The following is a 21015-nucleotide window of genomic DNA, read 5'->3' as shown; positions in this document are numbered from 1 at the left end:
AAATCTGAAATGGCAAAGACCAGCTCAGTCGAGAAGAACAACAGGCGCCGCAAGCTTGTGGACCAGTACGCTGCCAAGCGTAAGGCCCTCAAGGCGATCATCATGGATCAGTCCAAGCCGATGGAAGAGCGCTTCCGCGCTCAGCTGAAGCTTGCGGCACTGCCGCGCAACTCGGCCAAGATCCGCATCCGCAACCGCTGCGAGGTCACCGGACGTCCGCGTGCCTACTATCGCAAGCTCAAAGTATCGCGCATCGCGCTTCGTGATCTCGGCAACAACGGCCAGATCCCGGGCCTGGTCAAGTCGAGCTGGTAAGGAGGACATAACATGTCATTGAGCGATCCTCTCGGCGATATGCTGACCCGCATCCGCAACGCTTACGGCCGCAAGAAGTCGAGCGTTTCGACGCCGGCCTCGCGCCTGCGTACCCGCGTCCTCGACGTGCTGAAGGCGGAAGGCTATATCCGCGACTACAGCCAGACCGACTTCGACAACGGCAAGTCCGAAATCGAGATCGAGCTGAAGTATTTCGACGGTGCGCCGGTCGTGCGCGAAATCGCCCGCGTCTCGAAGCCGGGCCGTCGCGTTTACGTTTCGGCGAAGTCGATCCCGCACGTCGCCAACGGCCTCGGCATCGCGATCCTTTCGACACCGAAGGGCGTGATGGCCGACCACGAAGCGCGTGAACAGAATGTCGGCGGGGAAATCCTCTGCCAGATCTTCTGATCTGGAGCGCGATCCCGGAAAGCGGAATCCGGTTTTCGGACACATATTCGAAAACAGAGACCTGAAACAAGAGAAGTGACGAGGACAACAAAATGTCTCGTATTGGAAAGAAACCCGTTTCGCTGCCGCAGGGCGTGACCGCGACCGTCGACGGCCAGACCGTCACGGCGAAGGGCCCCAAGGGTGAGCTGAAGTTCGTGGTGAACGACGAAGTGCTGGTCAAGATGGAAGGCAGCGAGATCGCTGTCCAGCCGCGCGACCAGACCAAGACCGCCCGCTCCAAATGGGGCATGTCGCGCACGCAGATCGTCAACATCCTGCAGGGCGTCAAGGACGGTTTCGAAAAGAAGCTCGAGATCACCGGCGTCGGCTATCGCGCCGCCATGCAGGGCAAGAACTTGCAGCTGGCGCTCGGCTTCAGCCATGATGTCGTCTACGAAACGCCGCAGGACATCACGATCACCGTGCCGAAGCCGACGGAAATCACCGTGACCGGCATCGACAAGCAGAAGGTCGGCCAGGTTGCTGCCGAGATCCGCGAATATCGCGGTCCCGAGCCTTACAAGGGCAAGGGCGTCCGCTACGCTGGCGAGAAGATCGTCCGCAAGGAAGGCAAGAAGAAGTAATTTCAACGCCGCGGGGAGCGGTCGCGGGAGGCTTGTCCTACCGCATAGGGTTGCCCCCGTTTTTTGAAGGCAAGGAACTAATATCATGGGCTCGAAAGAATCCACACAACGCCGCGCTCAGCGCGTCCGCCGCCAGATCAAGAAGGTCGCCGGCGAGCGTCCGCGTCTGTCGGTCCACCGCACGTCGAAGAATATCTACGTCCAGGTCATCGACGACGCCAACGGCCACACCATCGCTGCCGCCTCGACGCTGGAGAAGGACCTCAAGGGTTCGCTCAAGACCGGTGCCGACACTGCCGCCGCTGTGGCAATCGGCAAGCTGATTGCCGAGCGCGCTTCGAAGGCCGGCGTCAAGGAAGTCGTCTTCGATCGTGGACCGTACATCTATCACGGCCGCGTCAAGGCGCTGGCCGAGGCCGCCCGTGAAGGTGGCTTGAGCTTCTAAAATTTCGCCCCCGGCAACCCCACAGAGGCAACCGGATATCATTATCAACCGTGCTTCCGGAAAAAAACAAGGAACAGGATATGGCACAGGAACGTAGGGATGGCGGCCGCGGCCGTGATCGCGAAGAGCGCGACGACGGCATGGTGGACAAGCTCGTCCACATCAACCGCGTTGCCAAGGTCGTCAAGGGCGGCCGGCGCTTCGGCTTTGCAGCACTCGTCGTCGTCGGCGACCAGAAGGGCCGCGTCGGCTTCGGTCATGGCAAGGCGCGCGAAGTGCCTGAGGCGATCCGCAAGGCGACCGAATCGGCCAAGCGCGACATGATCTTCGTGCCGCTGCGCTCGGGCCGTACGCTGCACCACGACGTCGAGGGACGCTGGGGTGCCGGACGCGTTCTGCTGCGCGCCGCCAAGCAGGGTACCGGCATCATCGCCGGCGGCCCGATGCGCGCCGTCTTCGAGACGCTCGGCATGCATGACGTGGTCGCCAAGTCGATGGGTTCGTCGAACCCGTACAACATGGTTCGCGCCACCTTCGACGCGCTGAAGAGCCAGATGCATCCCAAGGATGTGGCTGCTGCGCGCGGCATCAAGTATTCGACCCTTCAGGCCCGCCGCGGCACCGCCGTTGCGGCCGAAGAATAGTCTGATCTGACCAGGGATTTTGACCATGGCCAAGAAAGCAACCAAGACCATCACCGTCGAGCAGATCGGTTCGCCGATCCGCCGGCCGAAGGAGCAGCGCGCGACGCTGGTCGGCCTCGGCCTCAACAAGATGCACAAGCAGCGCACGCTGGAGGACACCCCCTCTGTGCGCGGCATGATCGCTGCCGTCCAGCATCTCGTCCGCGTCGTGGACGAGGGCTGAACCAGAGCGCAGGAGAACTCAGATGAAACTCAACGATCTGCGTGACAAGGACGGCGCGACGCATTCCAAGAAGCGTCTTGGCCGCGGCATCGGTTCCGGCTCGGGCAAGACCGCCGGTCGCGGCGTCAAGGGTCAGAAGGCGCGCTCCGGCGTCGCCGTCAACGGCTTCGAGGGCGGCCAGATGCCGCTCTATCGGCGCCTGCCGAAGCGTGGCTTCAACAACATCTTCGCCAAGAGCTTTGCCGTCGTGTCGCTCGCCCGCATCCAGGCCGCGCTCGACGCCAAGAAGCTCGACGCCAAGACGACAGTGACGGCCGAAGCGCTGGTCGCGGCCGGCGTCATCCGCCGCGTCAAGGACGGCGTGCGCATCCTCTCGGACGGCGACATCAAGTCGAAGCTCGCCTTCGATGTGGCCGGCGCCTCCAAGGCGGCCATCGAGAAGATCGAAAAGGCCGGCGGTTCGGTGAAGCTGCCGGAAAAGGCAGCCGCCGAGTAACGGCGATTTGAAGCGCGATCGGCAAGAGTGGGACACGTTTCGCTTTCGATTGCGCTTTGATCCGATCAATATGGCGGCCGCGTCAACGCGGCCGCTTGCATGTTTGCAGTCCGGAGCTTATCTCGTGAGCTTCGGTGACACGCGCCGCCTGAGTTGCGGGCCATCGAGCGTGACCAAGCGGAGAATCAGGCATGGCTTCGGCTGCTGAACAACTAGCCTCGAATCTGAATTTCTCGGCCTTCGCCAAGGCGGAGGATCTGAAGAAGCGCATCTGGTTCACCATCGGCGCGCTGCTCGTCTACCGCCTCGGCACCTATATCCCGCTGCCCGGCATCAATCCCGACGCTTTTGCCCAGGCCTTCTCGTCGCAGAGCAAGGGCGTGCTTGGCATGTTCAACATGTTCGCCGGCGGCGCCGTGGAGCGCATGGCGATCTTTGCCCTCGGCATCATGCCCTATATCTCCGCTTCCATCATCATGCAGCTGATGACCTCCGTCATCCCGACTCTGGAGGCGCTGAAGAAGGAAGGCGAACAGGGCCGCAAGGTCATCAACCAGTATACCCGCTACGGTACCGTGCTTTTGGCCCTGGTCCAGGCGTACGGCATTGCGGTCGGACTGGAGGGCGGCAACGGCATCGTCAGTGATCCCGGCATGTTCTTCCGCATCTCGACCGTCATCACGCTGGTCGGCGGCACCATGTTCCTGATGTGGCTCGGCGAGCAGATCACCGCCCGTGGCATCGGCAACGGCATTTCGCTGATCATCTTTTCCGGTATCGTCGCCGGCCTGCCGCAAGCCATCTCCGGCACGCTGGAACTTGGCCGCACCGGCGCGCTGTCGACCGGCCTGATCCTGGCGATCATCGTTCTTGCCGTCGTCGTCATCGCGCTGATCGTGTTCTTCGAGCGCGCCCAGCGGCGCTTGCTGATCCAGTATCCGAAGCGCCAGGTCGGCAACCGCATGTTCCAGGGCGACACCTCGCACCTGCCGCTCAAGCTCAACACGGCCGGCGTCATTCCGCCGATCTTCGCCTCTTCGCTGCTGTTGCTGCCGGCGACGGTCGCCGGCTTCTCGCAGACGACCAACATGCCAGCCTGGGCCAGCACCGTCCTGGCGGCACTCGGCCATGGCCAGCCGCTCTATATGGCATTCTATGCGGCGATGATCGTGTTTTTCGCCTTCTTCTATACGGCGATCGTCTTCAACCCGAAGGACACCGCCGACCAGCTCAAGAAGCATTCGGGTTTCATTCCGGGCTACCGTCCGGGCGAGCGCACCGCCGATTACATCGACTATGTTCTCACCCGCATCACCGTCGTCGGCGCCATCTATCTGGTGCTGGTGTGTCTGCTGCCCGAGTTCCTGATTTCAGCGACTGGCGTACCATTCTACCTCGGTGGCACATCGCTTCTGATCGTGGTCAGTGTAACGCTCGATACGGTGGCGCAGATTCAGGGTCACCTGATCGCGCACCAGTATGAGGGCCTGATCAAGAAGTCGAAGCTGCGCGGGGGGAAAAAGGCCAGATGAGGTTGATATTGCTTGGACCGCCAGGGGCGGGCAAGGGGACGCAAGCACAAAGACTGGTAGAAAAATACCGCATACCCCAACTCTCCACGGGCGATATGCTGCGCGCCGCTGTTCAGGCCGGCACCGAAGTCGGCAAGCGCGCCAAGGCTGTCATGGATGCTGGCGAACTGGTTTCCGACGCCATCGTCAACGCCATCGTGGCCGAACGTATCGATCAGGCCGATTGCGCCGGGGGATTCATCCTTGACGGATACCCGCGAACCTTGGTGCAGGCGGACGCGGTTGAATCGATGCTCTCGGATCGCGGCCTCACGCTCGACGCCGTCATTGAACTTGTCGTCGACGACAAGGCGCTGGTTGGTCGAATCGGCAAGCGCGTCGAAGAGGCCAAGGCCGCGGGTCTGCCGGTGCGCAAGGACGACAACCCGGCGGTGTTCGAAGAGCGCCTGAAGGAGTACTACAAGAAAACGTCGCCGCTGATCGGCTACTACTATGCCAAGGGCAAGCTCAGAGGTGTCGACGGCATGGCCGACATCGATGCGGTGACGCGACAGATCGAAGTGGTGCTCACGGCTGCGACGCAAGGGGCGGCCCAAGGGTCTGCGCACGGAAAATAAACGATTACGCTTGACTGGAGCGGTTCGCTGGGGTATGGCGGCCCGTCTTCCTATCAGGCATGAGGCTTGCTTGCCCGCAAGGGCAAGGCAGCCGCTTTGAACTGGAAACTCCCGCATGGGCCGGCCTCCACCGGACGCGGGGCAACTTTGATAGCGCCGGCTTGTCCGGCCCACATGGAGAAGAGAAGAACATGGCTCGTATAGCCGGCGTCAACATTCCGACCAACAAGCGCGTCGTCATTGCGCTTCAGTACATTCACGGCATTGGCAAGAACTTCGCCCAGGAGATCGTCGACAAGGTCGGCATCCCGGCCGAGCGCCGCGTCAACCAGCTGACCGACGCGGAAGTGCTGCAGATCCGCGAGACGATCGACCGCGACTATCAGGTCGAGGGCGATCTGCGCCGCGAAGTGTCGATGAACATCAAGCGGCTCATGGACCTCGGCTGCTATCGCGGCCTGCGTCATCGCCGCTCGCTGCCGGTTCGCGGCCAGCGCACGCATACCAATGCGCGCACCCGCAAGGGCCCGGCCAAGTCGATCGCCGGCAAGAAGAAGTAATTTAGGGCAGTACGGGAGTAGGGCAGTAAGGCAATAGGATCGGCAGACATACTGCCCTACTGCCGTATTCCGCTACTGCCTTCTCCCTGGTGGAGCCGCTGGCATTACGGCGGTGTAGAGATCAACTGAAAGGACCATCATGGCCAAGGAAGCCACACGTGTTCGCCGTCGCGAACGCAAGAATATCTCGTCAGGCGTTGCCCACGTCAACTCGACCTTCAACAACACGATGATCACCATCACCGACGCGCAGGGCAATTCGATTGCCTGGTCGTCGGCGGGAGCTCAGGGCTTCAAGGGGTCTCGCAAGTCGACCCCGTTCGCTGCCCAGATGGCGGCCGAGGACGTTGCCAAGAAGGCACAGGAACATGGTATGCGCATGCTCGAGGTCGAGGTCTGCGGACCCGGCTCCGGTCGTGAATCGGCGCTGCGCGCATTGCAGGCAGCCGGCTTCACCATCACCTCGATCCGTGATGTGACGCCGATCCCGCACAATGGCTGCCGCCCGCGCAAGAAGCGCCGCGTCTAAAGAATACCGAACGCCGCGCGAACGCCAGTAGCGTTCCTCCACGGCATTCCAGGTCGCCCGCCACGATTGGATGGTGGCGGGTCAACGGAAGGAAAGCATCATGATCCAGAAAAATTGGCAGGAACTGATCAAGCCGAACAAGATCGAGTTTTCGTCGAAGAAGAAGACGCTGACCACGCTGGTCGCCGAGCCGCTCGAGCGCGGCTTTGGTCTCACCCTCGGCAACGCGCTGCGTCGCGTGCTTCTGTCTTCGCTGCGTGGCGCGGCTGTGACCGCCGTGCAGATCGACGGCGTTCTGCATGAATTCTCGTCCATCGCCGGCGTGCGCGAGGACGTGACCGACATCGTCTTGAACATCAAGGAAATCGCCATCCGCATGGAAGGCGACGGCCCCAAGCGCATGGTCGTGCGCAAGCAGGGACCGGGCGCAGTTCTCGCCGGCGACATCCAGACGGTCGGCGACGTCGAGATCCTCAATCCCGACCACGTCATCTGCACGCTGGACGAAGGCGCTGAAATCCGCATGGAATTCACCGTCGATACCGGCAAGGGCTATGTTCCGGCCGACCGCAATCGTGCTGAAGACGCGCCGATCGGTCTTATCCCGGTCGACAGTCTCTACTCGCCGGTCAAGAAGGTCTCCTACAAGGTCGAGAACACCCGCGAGGGCCAGGTTCTCGACTATGACAAGCTGACCATGACGATCGACACCGATGGTTCGATCTCGGGCGAGGACGCGGTGGCTTTCGCCGCCCGCATCCTGCAGGACCAGCTTGGCCTGTTCGTCAATTTCGACGAGCCGCAGAAGGAAGTCGCCGCCGAGCAGGTGACCGAGCTTGCCTTCAACCCGGCGCTGCTCAAGAAGGTCGACGAGCTCGAGCTTTCGGTGCGTTCGGCCAACTGCCTGAAGAACGACAACATCGTCTATATCGGCGACCTGATCCAGAAGACCGAAGCCGAGATGCTGCGCACCCCGAACTTCGGCCGCAAGTCGCTGAACGAGATCAAGGAAGTCCTGGCGGCGATGGGCCTGCACCTCGGCATGGAAGTGCCGGATTGGCCGCCGGAAAACATCGAAGACCTCGCCAAGCGTTACGAAGATCAATACTGACCGGTGAATTGAGAATGGTGAATGGTCGCCGGTCGGCGACTTCGGAGAGGTAGAGCCCTTCCATTCACCATTCACTATTGACTATTCACAAAACGAAACAGCCGGGCCAACCGCCCACAACACCAGGAGAAGAGCCATGCGCCACGGATTTAAAGGCCGCCGGTTCGCCCGCAGCATAAGCCACCGCAAGTCGATGTTTGCCAATCTTGCCGTGTCGCTCATCGAGCATGAGCAGATCCTCACCACATTGCCGAAGGCGAAGGATCTGCGTCCGATCGTCGAGAAGCTGGTGACGCTCGGCAAGCGCGGCGATCTGCATGCCCGCCGCCAGGTGATTGCCCAGATCGGCAATGAAGGCGTGGTCAAGCGCCTGTTCGACACAATCGCGCCGCGCTACGCCACCCGCAACGGGGGCTATCTGCGCATCATGAAGGCGGGCTTCCGTCACGGCGACAATGCCGCCATGGCGGTCATCGAGTTCGTCGATCGCGACACCTCGGCCAAGGGAGCCGGCGACCGTGCCCGCATCGAGGCCGAAGGCGCCGAAGAGGAAGCCGCAGCCGCATAAGCTTCGGTTTTGCTGAAAGAGTTTAAGGGGGCCCGAGCGGCCCCTTTTTCGTAGGATAGCTACCTCTTACCGAGCAAAGTTAAGGTAGTCTCTTCCGCCTATCGGCCTCCAATCAATCGCGTTTGTAATCTGCTCGATTGCGGGATGCGAATAGGAATAAATACTATCGATTTCCGTTCGGTGATCGATATCGCTTATCAATTGGGACACAGTCACGCCGCTTAGATATTTTTCGGCGTCCCGATCTTCGATGAAGTCAGTAACAACGCGGAAATAAATCTGGATGGGCCCCACGCAGATGTTCAGGTCGATGTCGTCCCTCGATGCGGTGTAGAAGACCATAGCTTCTTCTGGTGTCCACAGGCCCGCAGCCAGGAATTCCGATGGCTTTGTTCTGCTGCTGAACCCATCCATTTAAAGAGCAAATTGGTCCGTTATGCGTTCGGTCTTGCCGCGAATGGCATGCACATGTTCGATCTGAAACCAATCCAGTTCGTATGGCGGGTCTTTGTCAAACGAGACCTCAAGCGTCCCATAAAACCAATAATCGGGCACCGTCTCCGCATACTCGGTCAGCCAGCCGTCCGGCGCACCAAGCTCTTTGGCAATTTCGATCATTTTCATACCGGGGGACACAGGCCCCAAAGTGCCGGTCTTCAAAAAGTCACGGAATGAAACGAGTTGTTTTTTCATGAGGGCCGACAAGGCTTTCCGGTTTCAAGCTGACCTATAGCTGCTTTGCTACCCAAATAATTCGATTTCATCACCTTAGCCTTTCATTTTGCACAATCGTCGGGACAATGGCGCCCGACCCGGAGGATTCGGAATGCGCGTAAAACGGATGTCCCTTGTTCTACTCTGCGCCTTGATGGCGCTGCCAGTCGTGCCGGCGGCCAGGCAGGCGCTGGCTCAGGACACCAAGGCCGATCCCGGTCTGTCCGATGTGCTGACCGACATGCTGCGCGGCGCCGAAGGCGAAAATGCCACCTCCGGTCCAGACAAGCGCGTGCCGTTCGGCCGCGAGGAGGTGCAACTGTCCTTCGCGCCGCTGGTCAAGCAGACGGCGCCGGCCGTGGTCAATGTCTATGCTTCGCAAACGGCCAAGTTGAGGTCGCCCTTCGACGGCGATCCTTTCTTCGAAGAGTTCTTCGGCCGTTCGCAGCCGCGTGCGCAGTCTTCGCTCGGCTCCGGCGTGCTGGTCGACCCGACAGGCATAGTGGTCACCAATTTCCACGTCATCCAGGACGCCGATCAGGTCAAGGTCGCCACCGCGGACGGGCGTGAATTCGACAGCAAGGTGCTGCTCAAGGACGAGACGCTTGACCTCGCTGTGCTCAAGATCTCCTCCGACAAGCCATTTCCGGTCGTCGCCATCGGCGATTCCGACGCGCTTGAGGTTGGCGACCTGTTGTTGGCCATCGGCAACCCGTTCGGTGTCGGCCAGACCACCACCAGCGGCATCGTTTCGGCGCTTGCCCGCAGCCACATCGGCGTTTCCGATTCCAGTTTCTTCATCCAGACCGACGCTGCGATCAACCCCGGCAATTCCGGCGGTGCGCTGATCAACATGGGTGGCCAACTGGTCGGCATCAACACTGCGATCTACAGCCGCAGCGGCGGCTCGATCGGCATCGGCTTTGCTATTCCCTCCAATATGGTTCGCGCGTTTGCCGATGCGGCCAAGGCCGGCCGCGACTTCTTCGAGCGGCCCTATATCGGTGCCGAATTCGAGCGCGTGACGCCGCAGATCGCCGAATCGCTCGGCCTGGAAACCCCGACCGGGGCGCTGGTTTCGTCCGTCGAAGAAGCAGGGCCGGCGGCCACGGCGGGGCTCAAGCCCGGCGATGTCGTGCTGTCGCTCAACGGCACGCCGGTCGAGAGTATCGAGGCGCTGGATTACCGGATGGCGACGCTGTCGATCGGCACCAACGCCAGCTTCGCCGTCCTCAGCAAAGGCCAGCAAGCGACGATGGACATCGCGCTGGAGCGTGCGCCGGAAGGTGCAAAACTCGCGGAAGTGACACTGCGCGGTCGCAGCCCGTTCTCCGGTGCGAAGGTTGCGGAACTGTCGCCGCGGCTCGCCCAGCGGCTCGGCATGCGCACCGATGTCAAGGGTGTTACCGTGATCGACATCAATCGCGGTACGCCCGCAGCCGGTTTCGGCTTCCAGCCGGGCGATATCGTTCGCGAGGTCAATGGCTTGACCATCGATACCGCCGCGACCCTGGAACAGGCGGCCATGCAGGAGACGCGCTGGTGGCGCTTTACCGTCGAGCGCGGCGGGCAGATACTGCGCCAGGTGTTGCGTTACTGAGCCCGAGCGTCGATCCTACGGACGAGATCGCGCTCCAACGAAACGAAGTGCATGGCCGATCTGTTCAGCGTCGATGAACCGGAAAAGGCGCCGCCCGGCAGGCCGCTGGCCGACCGGCAGCGCCCGAAGAACCTCGGCGAGGTCGTTGGCCAGGAGCATCTGACTGGGCCCGACGGCGCACTGACGCGGCTGATCGGCTCCGGCTCGCTCGGCTCGATGATCTTCTGGGGGCCGCCCGGGACGGGCAAGACCACGGTCGCGCGGCTGCTTGCCGGCGAAACCAGCCTTGCCTTCCAACAGATATCGGCGGTGTTTTCCGGTGTCGCCGACCTGAAGAAAGTGTTCGAGGCGGCGAAGCTGCGCCGCTCCAACGGCCGTCAGACGCTGCTCTTCGTCGACGAGATCCATCGCTTCAACCGCGCCCAGCAGGACAGTTTTCTGCCTGTCATGGAAGACGGCACCGTCGTGCTGGTTGGCGCCACCACCGAGAACCCGTCCTTCGAGCTGAACGCGGCGCTTCTGTCCCGCGCGCGCGTGCTGGTCTTCCATTCGCTCGGTGAGGACAGCATCGCAAGACTACTGGCGCGTGCCGAGGAGACCGAGGGCAGGGCGCTGCCACTCGACGACGAGGCGAGGGCGATGCTCATCCGCATGAGCGATGGCGATGGCCGCGCGGCGCTAACGCTGGCCGAAGAGGTCTGGCGCGCCGCCAAGTCAGGCGAGGTGTTCGGCGCCGAGGGCCTGCAGCGCATCGTTCAGCGCCGGGCGCCGATCTACGACAAAGGCCAGGACGGCCACTACAATCTAATCTCGGCGCTGCACAAATCGGTGCGCGGTTCCGACCCCGACGCCGCGCTCTATTATCTCGCCCGCATGTTCGACGCCGGCGAGGATCCGCTCTATCTCGGCCGCCGGCTGGTGCGCATGGCGATGGAGGATATCGGGCTGGCCGACCCGCAGGCGCTGGTCATCGCCAATGCCGCCAAGGATGCCTATGACTATCTGGGCTCGCCAGAGGGCGAGCTCGCCTTCGCCGAGGCCACCGTCTATCTCGCCAGCGCGCCCAAATCCAACGCCGTCTACACCGCCTTCAAGGCCGCCACTCAGGCGGCGAAGGAGTTCGGCTCACTGCTGCCGCCCAAACACATCCTCAACGCGCCGACCAAACTGATGAAAGAAGAAGATTACGGCGCCGGCTACCGTTACGACCACGACGAGCCGGACGCTTTTTCCGGACAGGATTATTTTCCGGAAAAGATGGGCCGCCGCACATTCTATGATCCGCCCGAGCGCGGTTTCGAGCGTGATATCAGGAAACGGCTCGACTATTGGGCGAAGCTGCGCGGCGGGCGGGAAAAGTAGGCTCGCCGCAATTTTCCGCTCAGGGCGCAGGGATTGACCGAGCCAACCTGTAAGGGCAGTAGACGGCGATGATTAATCTCCTCCTCGTTGCCGCGGGCGGCGCTATTGGTGCGGGGCTACGCCACGTTGCCAATTTCGTCGCGCTGCGTCTTGTCGGCCCGAGTTTTCCCTGGGGCACGATGGCGATCAACATTGTCGGCTCCTTTGCCATGGGTCTGTTCATCACGACCCTGGCGCGGCGCTACGGCGGATCGAACGAGCTTCGGCTGTTCGTTGCCACCGGCATCCTCGGCGGCTTCACCACCTTCTCCGCCTTTTCGCTCGATTTCGCGACGCTGTGGGAGCGTGGCGCGACGCTGCCGGCGTTCGGATATGCCCTTGCCAGCCTCATTGGGGCGATAATTGCGCTGTTTCTGGGTCTTTGGCTCGCAAGAAGCCTGCCTTAATGCTATTGGCCCCGCTTACATCGCCGCGCCCCTTAGGACGCGCAAAGGACGCTGTAGCATTTTGATTTTGCGCATGACCCTTTCCGAAAATCGATTTTTAGGTCATGCGCTAGAAACGGGTAAAACGAGATAATGGCAGGCGTTGAACAGATCACGGTAGAGGCCGGCGAGGCGGGCATGCGGCTCGATCGCTGGTTCAAGACCCATTTTCCGGGTCTTGGCTTCGGCCATCTGCAAAAGCTGCTGCGCTCCGGCCAGATCCGTGTCGATGGCGGCAGGGTGAAGGCCGATACCCGCGTCGAGCCGGGCCAGACGGTTCGCATCCCGCCGCTCGAAGTGGACAAGAAGGGTGAAAGCCCGCTCACCGGCCACTCGATCCGCAACCAGGGCGACGCCGACGTTCTTGCCAAGATGCTGATCCATGAAGATCCGAAAGTCTTCGTCTTCAACAAGCCTGCCGGCCTTGCCGTCCAGGGTGGCTCGGGCGTCACCCGCAATGTCGACGACATGCTGGAAGCCTGGCGCAACCAGAAGGGCGAGAAACCGCGTCTGGTGCACCGGCTCGACCGCGACACGTCAGGCGTGCTCGTCGTCGCCCGCACCAGGCTCGCTGCCATGAAGCTTGCCGAGGCGTTCCGGGCGCGTGAGACCAAGAAGACCTACTGGGCGCTGGTCAAAGGCGTGCCGCCAAAGCGCGAGGACAAGATCTCGACCTGGCTGATCAAGGAGCCGACTCCCGACGGCGACCGTGTGCGCGTTGCAAAGCATGGCGAAAAGGGCGCCGACCACGCGGTGTCTTATTACCGGATTATCGAGCAGGCGGCGCAGACCCTGTCCTGGCTGGAGATGGAGCCTTACACCGGCCGCACCCACCAGCTTCGCGTCCATGCCGCTCACATCGGCTGCCCGATCATCGGCGATCCCAAATATTTCGAGGCCGACACCAATTGGGATTTTCCCGGCGGCATGCAGAACCGCTTGCATCTGCACGCACGCCGCATCGTCATCCCGCATCCCGACAAGGGTTTTATCGACGTCACCGCACCGATGCCGCCGCATATGCGCCAGAGCTGGAACCTGATCGGCTTCGACGATGCGAGCGCGGAGGACTAGGTCCAGTGGGTATCGCCACCGATACGCTTGACCGCCGCGACAGGGTCGACATGGCGGCCGCCGCCATCATGGTCGGGCTGACCTTTTCCTGGGGGCTGAACTACGTCGCTGCCAAAATCTCCTATGCCGGCTACGATCCCGTTTTCCTGTCGATCGCACGGTCGGTCATTGGTGGACTGTGCGTCCTCGTCTGGTGCCGCTGGCGCGGCATTGTGCTTTTCAGCCGCGACGGAACGCTTGTCGCCGGCATTCTGGCAGGCGCGCTTTTTGGTCTCGAGTTCCTGTTTCTCTATGTCGGGCTCGAACAGACGACCGTTGCACGCAACACCTTGCTGGTCAACACCATGCCGTTCTGGGTGCTGGTCGGCGGGCATTTCCTGCTGAACGAACGCATCACCGCGCGCCGGCTCGTCGGACTTCTGCTCGCATTCGCCGGATTGGTCGCGGTGTTTTCCGACCAGTTGAGCGCCGATAATGGTGCGACATTGACCGGTGACCTGCTCAGTCTTGGCGCCGGCATTCTGTGGGCATTGACCTACATCGTCATCAAGCGGACGAAATTGGCGGAAACGAGCGCCGAGAAATTGCTGCTCTATCAACTGGCCGGCGCTGCCGTGGTCGGCGCCTTGGTGCTGCCTTTCGCCGGGCCGCCCGTCCGCGACTTCGCCGCTTTGCCGACCTTGGCTCTGCTTTTTCAGGCGGTCTACATCGTCGCCTTCACCTATGTGCTCTGGTTCTGGCTGCTGCGGCGCTATCCGGCATCGGGCCTGTCGAGTTTCACCTTCCTGTCGCCGGTGTTCGGCGTGCTGTGCGGCGCCATCTTCTTGAACGAGCCGCTGACTGTTCGTATTTTCCTGGCACTCGGCCTCATCGCAGCCGGACTGATCATCGTGAACCGGCCGGCCCGAAAACAGATCCCCGGATGAAAGGCTCCGGCATGCGCGATATTCTCAACGACCTCGAAGCGGGAAAGCAGCTTTCCGATCCGGATCCGGTGCGCCGTGCCCAAATCCAGATGAAGACGCATCTGCCAAAACGCTTCTACAAAGCCGTTTCGGTCGCATCGGCCGAAGCTGATTTTGCCGTTCATCTCGATGGCAAGCCGGTCCGCACGCCGGGCAAGGCGCTGCTGGTGCTGCCGACAGAAAAAGCGGCCGCTCTGGTCGCCGACGAGTTTGCTGCGCAAGGTGACACCATCGACCCGGTGACGATGCCGGTCATGCGTCTGGTCAATACGGCCATCGACGGGGTCGCCAGCGACCCGCAAGCGGTACTGGAGGACGTTCTGCGCTTCGCCTCGTCCGACCTGCTCTGCTATCGCGCCGAGACCCCGCAAGGGCTGGTCGACCGTCAGAACGAACATTGGGATCCCGTCATCGACTGGGCGCGGAGCGCGCTTGGCGCCCGGTTTCACCTCGCCGAAGGAGTGATCCATGTCGAGCAGCCGCGCGAGAGCATTGCGGTGCTCGGTGTTCATCTTGCCCAGCGTGCCGACCCGCTGCGGCTGGCGGCCATCCACGTCATGACGTCGTTGACGGGATCGGCGCTGCTGGCGCTGGCCGTCGATTTCGGCGAGATCGACGGCGACGCCGCCTGGACTGCCGGCCATGTCGACGAGGACTGGCAGGCCGAGCACTGGGGCCATGACGCGGAGGCTGTCGCTCGCCGCTCGGCCCGCAAGCGCGATTTCATGGCGGCGGTCGGTCTAATCGGGGCGCTCGAGGGCTGACCGCAATCGCCGGCCCGTCGTTTCGTGTTGCACATTGGAGCGACGTGCGTCCAGACGCACAAAGTACGCTCTAACACTTTGAAATTATGCGTCGTGCTTTTCCGAAGATCGAATTCCGATGTTCGAGCCGATGCATTGGACCAAAGTCATAATCCCAAAGGCGGGCTGCCTCCGGGCGGCGCTTTCTGTCATTTCTTGCGGCGATCGCTGCCCGAGTTCGTGTCTAGGCATGACACCGCGCAGCATCAAGAACAGCGAGATATCACGGGAGGACGAATTCATGGCAATGGCAGCGACCGCCGGCAGGGCAAGCCGCGGAATGACGCGAGAGGAAAAGAAGGTCATCTTCGCCTCCTCGCTCGGCACCGTTTTCGAATGGTATGATTTTTATCTCTACGGCACTTTGGCGGCGGCGATCGGCGCTGCGTTCTTCACGCAGTATCCCGAAACAACGCGCAACATCTTCACGCTGCTGGCTTTCGCCGCAGGCTTCCTTGTGCGCCCGTTCGGCGCGCTGGTGTTCGGCCGCATCGGCGATCTCGTCGGCCGTAAATACACCTTTCTTGTCACCATCTTGATCATGGGTCTGTCGACCTTCCTGGTCGGCATACTTCCTGGCGCGGCCAGTTGGGGCATCGCGGCGCCGATCATCCTGGTTGCGCTGCGCATGCTGCAAGGCCTGGCGCTCGGTGGCGAGTATGGCGGTGCCGCGACCTACGTCGCCGAACATGCACCCGACGACCGTCGTGGCTTCTACACGTCGTGGATCCAGACGACAGCCACGCTCGGCCTGTTCCTGTCGCTGATCGTCATCCTGACCGTGCAGAATTTGCTGAGCAAGGAGGACTTCGCGGAGTGGGGCTGGCGCATTCCGTTCCTGGTTTCAGCGATCCTGCTGGGCATTTCGGTCTGGATTCGCCTGTCGCTTGCCGAATCGCCGACATTCCAGCGGATGAAGGACGAAGGTAAGGGTTCCAAGGCGCCGCTGACGGAAGCGTTCGGCCAATGGAAAAATGCCAAGATCGCCATTCTGGCGCTTCTCGGCCTTACTGCCGGGCAGGCCGTGGTCTGGTACAACGGCCAATTCTACGCGCTGTTCTTCCTGCAGAACGTGCTCAAGGTCGACGGCCAGTCGGTCAACATCATGATCGCCATCGCGCTGGCGCTCGGCACGATCTTCTTCGTCGTGTTCGGCTGGCTCTCCGACAAGATTGGCCGCAAGCCGATCATCATGGCGGGCCTGGCGCTGGCGATCGTCACCACCTTCCCGCTGTTCAAAGCGCTGACCTGGGCAGCCAATCCGGCGCTCGCCACTGCGCAGCAAAACACCCGTGCCACGATTACCGCGGCGCCTGGCGACTGCAAGTTCCAGTTCAATCCGACTGGAACACGCAAGCCTCTCACGTCGTGCGACATTGCGACGGACTTCCTTGCCAAGAGCTCCGTGCCCTATGACGTTGTCACGACAGCGGCACCGGGGACTGCGGCCAGTGTCAAGATCGGCACCGAAACGGTGGCGTCCTATGATGCCGTGGCAGCCGCAGACAAGGCAGCTTCAAGCGACGCCGCCTTCAAGAAGGCAATCAACATTGCGCTGCAGGACGGCGGCTATCCGCTCAAGCGAGCTGCGGCCAAGGTCGCCGACCAGAAGCTTGACGCCTTCGTCGCGGCCAATCCGGAACTGAAGCTCGACGCCGCCGCAATCCGCGCCGGGGACAAGACGACGGTTGCCGCCGACCAGGCGATCAAGGACAAGCTGCTGACGGCCGATGAGGCCGCGGCGGGAGCGCCCGAGATCACCGTCTACAGTGTCCCGGGAGCAGGCGCCTTTGCGATGTTTGCCGACCCTGAACAGGTCAGCTGGGCAAAGGTCATCGGCATCCTGTTCATCCTGGTCCTTTACGTGACCATGGTCTACGGGCCGATCGCCGCGATCCTGGTCGAGATGTTCCCGACACGCATCCGCTATACCGGCATGTCGTTGCCCTATCACATCGGCAATGGCTGGTTCGGGGGCCTGCTGCCAGCAACGGTGTTCGCGCTCAGCGCCTACAAGGGCGATATCTATTACGGCCTCTGGTATCCGGTGGTGATCGCGGCGATGTCGCTGATCATCGGTATGATCTTCGTCAGGGATACGCTGGGAACGAACTTGCACGCCAAGACCTGATCCTGGCTTGATGGCAAAAACGCAAAGCCCGGCGCGAGTTATCGCGCCGGGCTTTATAATTCGTCAAAAGCGATGCGAAGGAAGGGCTTAGCTCTTGCTGTCCTGTTTCGCTTCCTCGATGGCCGCGTCGTGATACCAGCCGCTTCCGAAGTCCGTACGGATGCGCAATGAAGCAAGTTCTGCCGCGAACTTAGCCTTTCCGCTTAAATTTAAGGCAGAAGCGCGCGCTGCCACCGGGAACATCAGGATTTTGGCCGACTGACGGGTAGGAGTGATTTCCATTGTCGGTCTCCTTTCTTTTGCAGAGCCTTGCCGATTCAAGCTTTGCCGAAGATAGGTTCTGCAATCCAGTTAGGCAATATGATTATAAAAAGATCAGTAACTGCCTATTATTTATACAAAACACGCTTGTGATTGATCCGGACGCATTGCGATGACGACGCAGCGAATTTGTCGGGACGCGGCGTCAGTTTTGTCGCATCCTTTACCGGTGAAAATGGCACACGAATTGCTTTTTAATAATCCGGCAGGTCGGCTGCAGGGTGGCTGGCACGCCGGCGCCGTCCAAGGTTCGGTGATCAAAGCAACGAGAGGCTAGAATGACGAAATACAAGCTCGAGTACATTTGGCTCGATGGATATACCCCGGTTCCCAACCTTCGCGGAAAGACGCAGATCAAGGAATATGCCGAGTTCCCGACGCTCGACCAGCTTCCGCTGTGGGGCTTCGACGGTTCTTCGACTATGCAGGCCGAGGGCCACTCGTCCGACTGCGTGCTGAAGCCGGTCGCCATCTATCCGGATCCCGCGCGCACCAATGGCGTGCTCGTCATGTGCGAAGTGATGATGCCGGACGGCGTGACGCCGCATGTTTCCAATAAGCGCGCCACCATCCTCGATGACGAGGGCGCCTGGTTCGGCTTCGAGCAGGAATATTTCTTCTACAAGGATGGTCGCCCGCTCGGCTTCCCAGAAAGCGGTTACCCTGCGCCGCAAGGCCCGTACTACACCGGCGTCGGCTACAGCAATGTCGGCAGCGTCGCCAGGCAGATCGTCGAGGAGCATCTCGACCTCTGCCTTGCCGCCGGCATCAACCATGAAGGCATCAACGCCGAGGTCGCCAAAGGCCAGTGGGAATTCCAGATTTTCGGCAAGGGCTCCAAGAAGGCCGCCGACCAGATGTGGATGGCCCGCTACCTGATGCAGCGCCTCACCGAGAAATACGGCATCGATATCGAATACCACTGCAAGCCGCTCGGCGACACCGACTGGAATGGTTCCGGCATGCACGCCAACTTCTCGACCGCGCATATGCGCGAAGTCGGCGGCAAGGCCTATTTCGAGGCGCTGATGGCGGCCTTCGACAAGAACCTGATGGACCACATCGCCGTCTATGGGCCGGATAACGACAAGCGCTTGACCGGCAAGCATGAGACCGCGCCATGGAACAGGTTCAGCTATGGCATCGCAGACCGCGGCGCCTCGATCCGCGTGCCGCATTCCTTCATCAACAATGGCTACAAGGGTTATCTCGAGGATCGCCGCCCGAACTCGCAGGGCGACCCCTACCAGATCGCTTCCCAGATCCTGAAGACGATCGCCTCCGTCCCGGCCAGCGCCCAGGTTTCGGCTGCCGCTTGAGCACTCGGCACAGCGTAGACCTCTTCTGTCTGCGCCGTGACTGCTCTCCGTCGCGTTGGCGTTTAGCCAGGCTAACACCAACTGCTGGATTGAGTGTTCTCCATCCCATACAAAAACCCCGCCGGATCGCTCCGGCGGGGTTTTTGTTTGTCCCTTAGCCGATCCGGTCAGACCGAATAATACATATCGTACTCGACCGGATGCGGGGTCATTTCGAAGCGCATCACTTCGGCCATCTTGAGCTCGATGTAGCTGTCGATCTGGTCGTCGTCGAAGACGCCGCCGGCCTTCAGGAAGCCGCGATCCTTGTCGAGGCTCTGGAGAGCTTCGCGCAGAGAGCCGCAGACGGTCGGGATCTTCTTCAGTTCCTTCGGCGGCAGGTCGTAGAGATCCTTGTCCATCGGCTGTCCCGGATGGATCTTGTTCTTGATGCCGTCGAGGCCGGCCATCAGCATGGCGGCAAACGCGAGGTAGGGATTCGCACCCGGATCGGGGAAGCGGACCTCGACGCGCTTGGATTTCGGCGACGAGCCGAATGGAATGCGGCAGGAGGCGGAGCGGTTGCGCGCCGAATAGGCGAGCAGCACCGGCGCTTCGTAGCCCGGCACCAGACGCTTGTAGGAATTGGTCAGCGGGTTGGTGAAGGCGTTGATCGCCTTGGCGTGCTTGATGATGCCGCCGATGTAAAACAGGCAGCTCTCCGAGAGACCGGCATATTCATTGCCGGCGAAGGTCGGCTTGCCCTCCTTCCAGATCGACTGGTGGACATGCATGCCCGAACCATTGTCGCCGAAGACCGGCTTCGGCATGAAGGTGGCCGTCTTGCCATAGGCGTTGGCGACCTGGTGCACGACATATTTGTAGATCAGCATCTTGTCGGCGTTGCGGACCAGGGTGTCGAACTTGATACCGAGTTCGTGCTGGGCAGCGGCGACTTCGTGGTGATGCTTTTCGACGCGCACGCCCATTTCGGCGAGCACCGTCAGCATCTCCGAGCGCATGTCCTGCGCCGAGTCGATCGGCGGCACTGGGAAATAGCCGCCCTTGATGCGCGGACGGTGACCGAGATTGCCGGTCTCGTAGTCGGTGTCGTCGTTGGACGGCAATTCGGTGGAGTCGAGCTTGAAGCCGGTGTTGTACGGATCGGCCTTGTACTTGACGTCGTCGAACACGAAGAACTCGGCTTCCGGGCCGACGAAGATCTGATCGCCGATGCCTTCCGCCTTCATGTAGGCTTCAGCCTTCTTGGCGGTGCCGCGCGGGTCGCGGTTGTAGGATTCTCCCGAAATCGGATCGAGGATGTCGCACAGGATGACCATGGTCGACTGCGCGAAGAACGGGTCCATATGCACCGTCTCGGTATCGGGCATCAGCACCATGTCGGACTCGTTGATCGCCTTCCAGCCGGCGATGGAGGACCCATCGAACATGACGCCGTCGGCAAACATGTCTTCCTCGACCTCAACGACATCCATCGTCACGTGCTGCAGCTTGCCCTTCGGATCTGTGAAGCGCAGGTCAACGAATTTCACGTCGTTGTCCTTGATCTGCTTCATGATGTCTTTGGCTGTCGTCATGTCATGTTTCCCTGTCTGATGACGTTTCGAGGAGATGATCTGAAATCAGAATCCTCAGACCGCGTCCATCCCTGTTTCGCCGGTGCGGATGCGCACGACTTCCTCGATGTTGGAGACGAAGATCTTGCCGTCGCCGATGCGGCCGGTCTGGGCCGCCTTGCGAATGGCTTCGATCGCGCCTTCGACCGCGTCGTCGCCGAGCACGACCTCGATCTTCACCTTGGGCAGAAAATCCACGACATATTCAGCGCCGCGATAGAGTTCGGTATGGCCCTTCTGGCGGCCAAAACCCTTGGCCTCAGTAACGGTGATGCCTTGCAGCCCGGCCTCCTGAAGCGCTTCCTTCACTTCGTCTAGCTTGAATGGCTTGATGATCGCTTCGATCTTTTTCATGTAAAAAGTGGCCTCCACTGCCAAAAAGACGGGTTGTGAGCCCCGCTTGCGCCTCCTTCAAGCACGAACTGTGCCAATTTGAGGGATTTGAAGCGGTATCACGCGATTTCGATGCCATGCCGCGTTGGGGGGTAAATTCGCGTCATTCGCTGCGTTGGATGCGTCATGGATACTGGGAACCTACACATTGTCGT

General features: G+C 61.2%; 26 protein-coding genes. 21 read left to right on the top strand and 5 right to left on the bottom strand.

Features of this window, described 5'->3' with window-relative positions:
• The first annotated feature begins 9 nt into the window (after positions 1-9).
• From rpsN to rplQ, 13 genes are all read left to right on the top strand, one after another.
• Positions 10-315 carry a 30S ribosomal protein S14 gene (rpsN, locus tag AC0L25_RS03705; RefSeq protein ID WP_029352223.1) on the top strand — a complete coding sequence of 102 codons (306 nt, stop codon included), beginning with the start codon at positions 10-12 and terminating at the stop codon, positions 313-315.
• 12 nt (positions 316-327) lie between these two features.
• Entirely contained in the window at positions 328-726 is a 399-nt protein-coding gene (gene rpsH / locus AC0L25_RS03700) for a 30S ribosomal protein S8 (protein ID WP_006205453.1), read from the top strand.
• Between the two features lie 92 nt (positions 727-818).
• The gene (gene rplF, locus AC0L25_RS03695) at positions 819-1352 is read left to right on the top strand and encodes a 50S ribosomal protein L6 (RefSeq protein WP_023799285.1); all 534 of its coding nucleotides are present in this window, start codon (positions 819-821) and stop codon (positions 1350-1352) included.
• A gap of 85 nt (positions 1353-1437) precedes the next feature.
• Positions 1438-1797 (top strand): 50S ribosomal protein L18, encoded by a 360-nt coding sequence (gene rplR / locus AC0L25_RS03690; protein ID WP_473594246.1) that lies wholly within the window; start codon positions 1438-1440, stop codon positions 1795-1797.
• An 80-nt stretch (positions 1798-1877) separates the two neighbouring features.
• The gene (rpsE, locus tag AC0L25_RS03685) at positions 1878-2441 is read left to right on the top strand and encodes a 30S ribosomal protein S5 (RefSeq protein WP_006333394.1); all 564 of its coding nucleotides are present in this window, start codon (positions 1878-1880) and stop codon (positions 2439-2441) included.
• A 25-nt stretch (positions 2442-2466) separates the two neighbouring features.
• Entirely contained in the window at positions 2467-2664 is a 198-nt protein-coding gene (rpmD, locus tag AC0L25_RS03680; RefSeq protein ID WP_006205449.1) for a 50S ribosomal protein L30, read from the top strand.
• 22 nt (positions 2665-2686) lie between these two features.
• Positions 2687-3160: a 50S ribosomal protein L15 gene (gene rplO, locus AC0L25_RS03675; RefSeq protein WP_029352230.1), complete on the top strand. Its 474-nt coding sequence runs from the start codon at positions 2687-2689 to the stop codon at positions 3158-3160.
• A 191-nt stretch (positions 3161-3351) separates the two neighbouring features.
• Complete coding sequence (gene secY / locus AC0L25_RS03670; protein ID WP_065008707.1) at positions 3352-4692, top strand: preprotein translocase subunit SecY; 1341 nt, start codon at positions 3352-3354, stop codon at positions 4690-4692.
• Positions 4689-5309 (top strand): adenylate kinase, encoded by a 621-nt coding sequence (locus AC0L25_RS03665; protein WP_473594245.1) that lies wholly within the window; start codon positions 4689-4691, stop codon positions 5307-5309. Before secY ends, AC0L25_RS03665 begins: the two co-directional genes overlap by 4 nt.
• 191 nt (positions 5310-5500) lie before the next feature.
• On the top strand, positions 5501-5869 hold the full coding sequence (gene rpsM, locus AC0L25_RS03660; RefSeq protein WP_029352234.1) for a 30S ribosomal protein S13: 369 nt from the start codon (positions 5501-5503) through the stop codon (positions 5867-5869).
• 139 nt (positions 5870-6008) lie between these two features.
• Entirely contained in the window at positions 6009-6398 is a 390-nt protein-coding gene (gene rpsK, locus AC0L25_RS03655) for a 30S ribosomal protein S11 (RefSeq protein ID WP_023799279.1), read from the top strand.
• 100 nt (positions 6399-6498) lie between these two features.
• Positions 6499-7509, top strand: coding sequence for a DNA-directed RNA polymerase subunit alpha (locus AC0L25_RS03650; protein WP_023799278.1), 1011 nt, complete (start codon positions 6499-6501; stop codon positions 7507-7509).
• A 136-nt stretch (positions 7510-7645) separates the two neighbouring features.
• Positions 7646-8077 (top strand): 50S ribosomal protein L17, encoded by a 432-nt coding sequence (gene rplQ / locus AC0L25_RS03645; RefSeq protein ID WP_077377576.1) that lies wholly within the window; start codon positions 7646-7648, stop codon positions 8075-8077.
• Positions 8078-8143: 66 nt separating this feature from the next.
• On the opposite strand, the gene AC0L25_RS03640 is transcribed toward rplQ, so the two are convergent.
• Together AC0L25_RS03640 and AC0L25_RS03635 are read right to left on the bottom strand one after the other, a co-directional pair.
• Positions 8144-8491 (bottom strand): hypothetical protein, encoded by a 348-nt coding sequence (locus AC0L25_RS03640; RefSeq protein ID WP_473594244.1) that lies wholly within the window; start codon positions 8489-8491, stop codon positions 8144-8146.
• Positions 8492-8770, bottom strand: a complete 279-nt coding sequence (locus AC0L25_RS03635) for a hypothetical protein (RefSeq protein ID WP_473594243.1) — start codon at positions 8768-8770, stop codon at positions 8492-8494. It lies immediately after the preceding gene.
• Between the two features lie 133 nt (positions 8771-8903).
• On the opposite strand from AC0L25_RS03635, the gene AC0L25_RS03630 reads away from it, so the two are divergent.
• The 7 genes from AC0L25_RS03630 to AC0L25_RS03600 all read left to right on the top strand — a co-directional run bounded on the left by AC0L25_RS03630 (position 8904) and on the right by AC0L25_RS03600 (position 17211).
• Positions 8904-10391 (top strand): DegQ family serine endoprotease, encoded by a 1488-nt coding sequence (locus AC0L25_RS03630; RefSeq protein ID WP_473594242.1) that lies wholly within the window; start codon positions 8904-8906, stop codon positions 10389-10391.
• Positions 10392-10442: 51 nt separating this feature from the next.
• Positions 10443-11753: a replication-associated recombination protein A gene (locus AC0L25_RS03625; RefSeq protein WP_473594241.1), complete on the top strand. Its 1311-nt coding sequence runs from the start codon at positions 10443-10445 to the stop codon at positions 11751-11753.
• A 68-nt stretch (positions 11754-11821) separates the two neighbouring features.
• Positions 11822-12199 (top strand): fluoride efflux transporter CrcB, encoded by a 378-nt coding sequence (gene crcB, locus AC0L25_RS03620; RefSeq protein ID WP_029352249.1) that lies wholly within the window; start codon positions 11822-11824, stop codon positions 12197-12199.
• A gap of 132 nt (positions 12200-12331) precedes the next feature.
• On the top strand, positions 12332-13312 hold the full coding sequence (locus AC0L25_RS03615) for an RluA family pseudouridine synthase (RefSeq protein WP_292515827.1): 981 nt from the start codon (positions 12332-12334) through the stop codon (positions 13310-13312).
• 50 nt (positions 13313-13362) lie between these two features.
• Positions 13363-14238, top strand: a complete 876-nt coding sequence (locus AC0L25_RS03610) for a DMT family transporter (protein WP_473594258.1) — start codon at positions 13363-13365, stop codon at positions 14236-14238.
• A gap of 11 nt (positions 14239-14249) precedes the next feature.
• The gene (locus tag AC0L25_RS03605; RefSeq protein WP_473594240.1) at positions 14250-15041 is read left to right on the top strand and encodes an ATP12 family chaperone protein; all 792 of its coding nucleotides are present in this window, start codon (positions 14250-14252) and stop codon (positions 15039-15041) included.
• Positions 15042-15321: 280 nt separating this feature from the next.
• A complete protein-coding gene (locus AC0L25_RS03600) occupies positions 15322-17211 on the top strand; it encodes an MFS transporter (RefSeq protein ID WP_473594239.1) in 1890 nt (629 codons plus the stop codon).
• Positions 17212-17298: 87 nt separating this feature from the next.
• Here AC0L25_RS03600 and AC0L25_RS03595 read toward each other — a convergent pair whose 3' ends face one another.
• Positions 17299-17493 carry a DUF2735 domain-containing protein gene (locus AC0L25_RS03595; protein WP_473594238.1) on the bottom strand — a complete coding sequence of 65 codons (195 nt, stop codon included), beginning with the start codon at positions 17491-17493 and terminating at the stop codon, positions 17299-17301.
• A 317-nt stretch (positions 17494-17810) separates the two neighbouring features.
• Here AC0L25_RS03595 and AC0L25_RS03590 point away from each other — a divergent pair, with 317 nt between their 5' ends.
• A complete protein-coding gene (locus AC0L25_RS03590) occupies positions 17811-18851 on the top strand; it encodes a glutamine synthetase beta-grasp domain-containing protein (RefSeq protein ID WP_473594237.1) in 1041 nt (346 codons plus the stop codon).
• A 167-nt stretch (positions 18852-19018) separates the two neighbouring features.
• On the opposite strand, the gene glnA is transcribed toward AC0L25_RS03590, so the two are convergent.
• Positions 19019-20428: a type I glutamate--ammonia ligase gene (gene glnA / locus AC0L25_RS03585; protein WP_287342273.1), complete on the bottom strand. Its 1410-nt coding sequence runs from the start codon at positions 20426-20428 to the stop codon at positions 19019-19021.
• Positions 20429-20482: 54 nt separating this feature from the next.
• A complete protein-coding gene (locus tag AC0L25_RS03580; protein ID WP_006205430.1) occupies positions 20483-20821 on the bottom strand; it encodes a P-II family nitrogen regulator in 339 nt (112 codons plus the stop codon).
• Between the last annotated feature and the right edge of the window lie 194 nt (positions 20822-21015).

This window comes from Mesorhizobium sp. WSM4813, from assembly GCF_055811555.1.
Note: the sequence above shows the minus strand (reverse complement) of the source record. Positions and strands in the feature narration are given on the sequence as shown.

Excerpts from the sequence above, each read along its gene's own strand:
- rpsN (WP_029352223.1), top strand. The coding sequence starts at position 10 with ATGGCAAAGACCAGCTCAGTCGAGAAGAACAACAGGCGCCGCAAGCTT.
- rpsH (WP_006205453.1), top strand. The coding sequence starts at position 328 with ATGTCATTGAGCGATCCTCTCGGCGATATGCTGACCCGCATCCGCAAC.
- rplF (WP_023799285.1), top strand. The coding sequence starts at position 819 with ATGTCTCGTATTGGAAAGAAACCCGTTTCGCTGCCGCAGGGCGTGACC.
- rplR (WP_473594246.1), top strand. The coding sequence starts at position 1,438 with ATGGGCTCGAAAGAATCCACACAACGCCGCGCTCAGCGCGTCCGCCGC.
- rpsE (WP_006333394.1), top strand. The coding sequence starts at position 1,878 with ATGGCACAGGAACGTAGGGATGGCGGCCGCGGCCGTGATCGCGAAGAG.
- rpmD (WP_006205449.1), top strand. The coding sequence starts at position 2,467 with ATGGCCAAGAAAGCAACCAAGACCATCACCGTCGAGCAGATCGGTTCG.
- rplO (WP_029352230.1), top strand. The coding sequence starts at position 2,687 with ATGAAACTCAACGATCTGCGTGACAAGGACGGCGCGACGCATTCCAAG.
- secY (WP_065008707.1), top strand. The coding sequence starts at position 3,352 with ATGGCTTCGGCTGCTGAACAACTAGCCTCGAATCTGAATTTCTCGGCC.
- AC0L25_RS03665 (WP_473594245.1), top strand. The coding sequence starts at position 4,689 with ATGAGGTTGATATTGCTTGGACCGCCAGGGGCGGGCAAGGGGACGCAA.
- rpsM (WP_029352234.1), top strand. The coding sequence starts at position 5,501 with ATGGCTCGTATAGCCGGCGTCAACATTCCGACCAACAAGCGCGTCGTC.
- rpsK (WP_023799279.1), top strand. The coding sequence starts at position 6,009 with ATGGCCAAGGAAGCCACACGTGTTCGCCGTCGCGAACGCAAGAATATC.
- AC0L25_RS03650 (WP_023799278.1), top strand. The coding sequence starts at position 6,499 with ATGATCCAGAAAAATTGGCAGGAACTGATCAAGCCGAACAAGATCGAG.
- rplQ (WP_077377576.1), top strand. The coding sequence starts at position 7,646 with ATGCGCCACGGATTTAAAGGCCGCCGGTTCGCCCGCAGCATAAGCCAC.
- AC0L25_RS03640 (WP_473594244.1), bottom strand. The coding sequence starts at position 8,491 with ATGGATGGGTTCAGCAGCAGAACAAAGCCATCGGAATTCCTGGCTGCG.
- AC0L25_RS03635 (WP_473594243.1), bottom strand. The coding sequence starts at position 8,770 with ATGAAAAAACAACTCGTTTCATTCCGTGACTTTTTGAAGACCGGCACT.
- AC0L25_RS03630 (WP_473594242.1), top strand. The coding sequence starts at position 8,904 with ATGCGCGTAAAACGGATGTCCCTTGTTCTACTCTGCGCCTTGATGGCG.
- AC0L25_RS03625 (WP_473594241.1), top strand. The coding sequence starts at position 10,443 with ATGGCCGATCTGTTCAGCGTCGATGAACCGGAAAAGGCGCCGCCCGGC.
- crcB (WP_029352249.1), top strand. The coding sequence starts at position 11,822 with ATGATTAATCTCCTCCTCGTTGCCGCGGGCGGCGCTATTGGTGCGGGG.
- AC0L25_RS03615 (WP_292515827.1), top strand. The coding sequence starts at position 12,332 with ATGGCAGGCGTTGAACAGATCACGGTAGAGGCCGGCGAGGCGGGCATG.
- AC0L25_RS03610 (WP_473594258.1), top strand. The coding sequence starts at position 13,363 with ATGGCGGCCGCCGCCATCATGGTCGGGCTGACCTTTTCCTGGGGGCTG.
- AC0L25_RS03605 (WP_473594240.1), top strand. The coding sequence starts at position 14,250 with ATGCGCGATATTCTCAACGACCTCGAAGCGGGAAAGCAGCTTTCCGAT.
- AC0L25_RS03600 (WP_473594239.1), top strand. The coding sequence starts at position 15,322 with ATGGCAATGGCAGCGACCGCCGGCAGGGCAAGCCGCGGAATGACGCGA.
- AC0L25_RS03595 (WP_473594238.1), bottom strand. The coding sequence starts at position 17,493 with ATGGAAATCACTCCTACCCGTCAGTCGGCCAAAATCCTGATGTTCCCG.
- AC0L25_RS03590 (WP_473594237.1), top strand. The coding sequence starts at position 17,811 with ATGACGAAATACAAGCTCGAGTACATTTGGCTCGATGGATATACCCCG.
- glnA (WP_287342273.1), bottom strand. The coding sequence starts at position 20,428 with ATGACGACAGCCAAAGACATCATGAAGCAGATCAAGGACAACGACGTG.
- AC0L25_RS03580 (WP_006205430.1), bottom strand. The coding sequence starts at position 20,821 with ATGAAAAAGATCGAAGCGATCATCAAGCCATTCAAGCTAGACGAAGTG.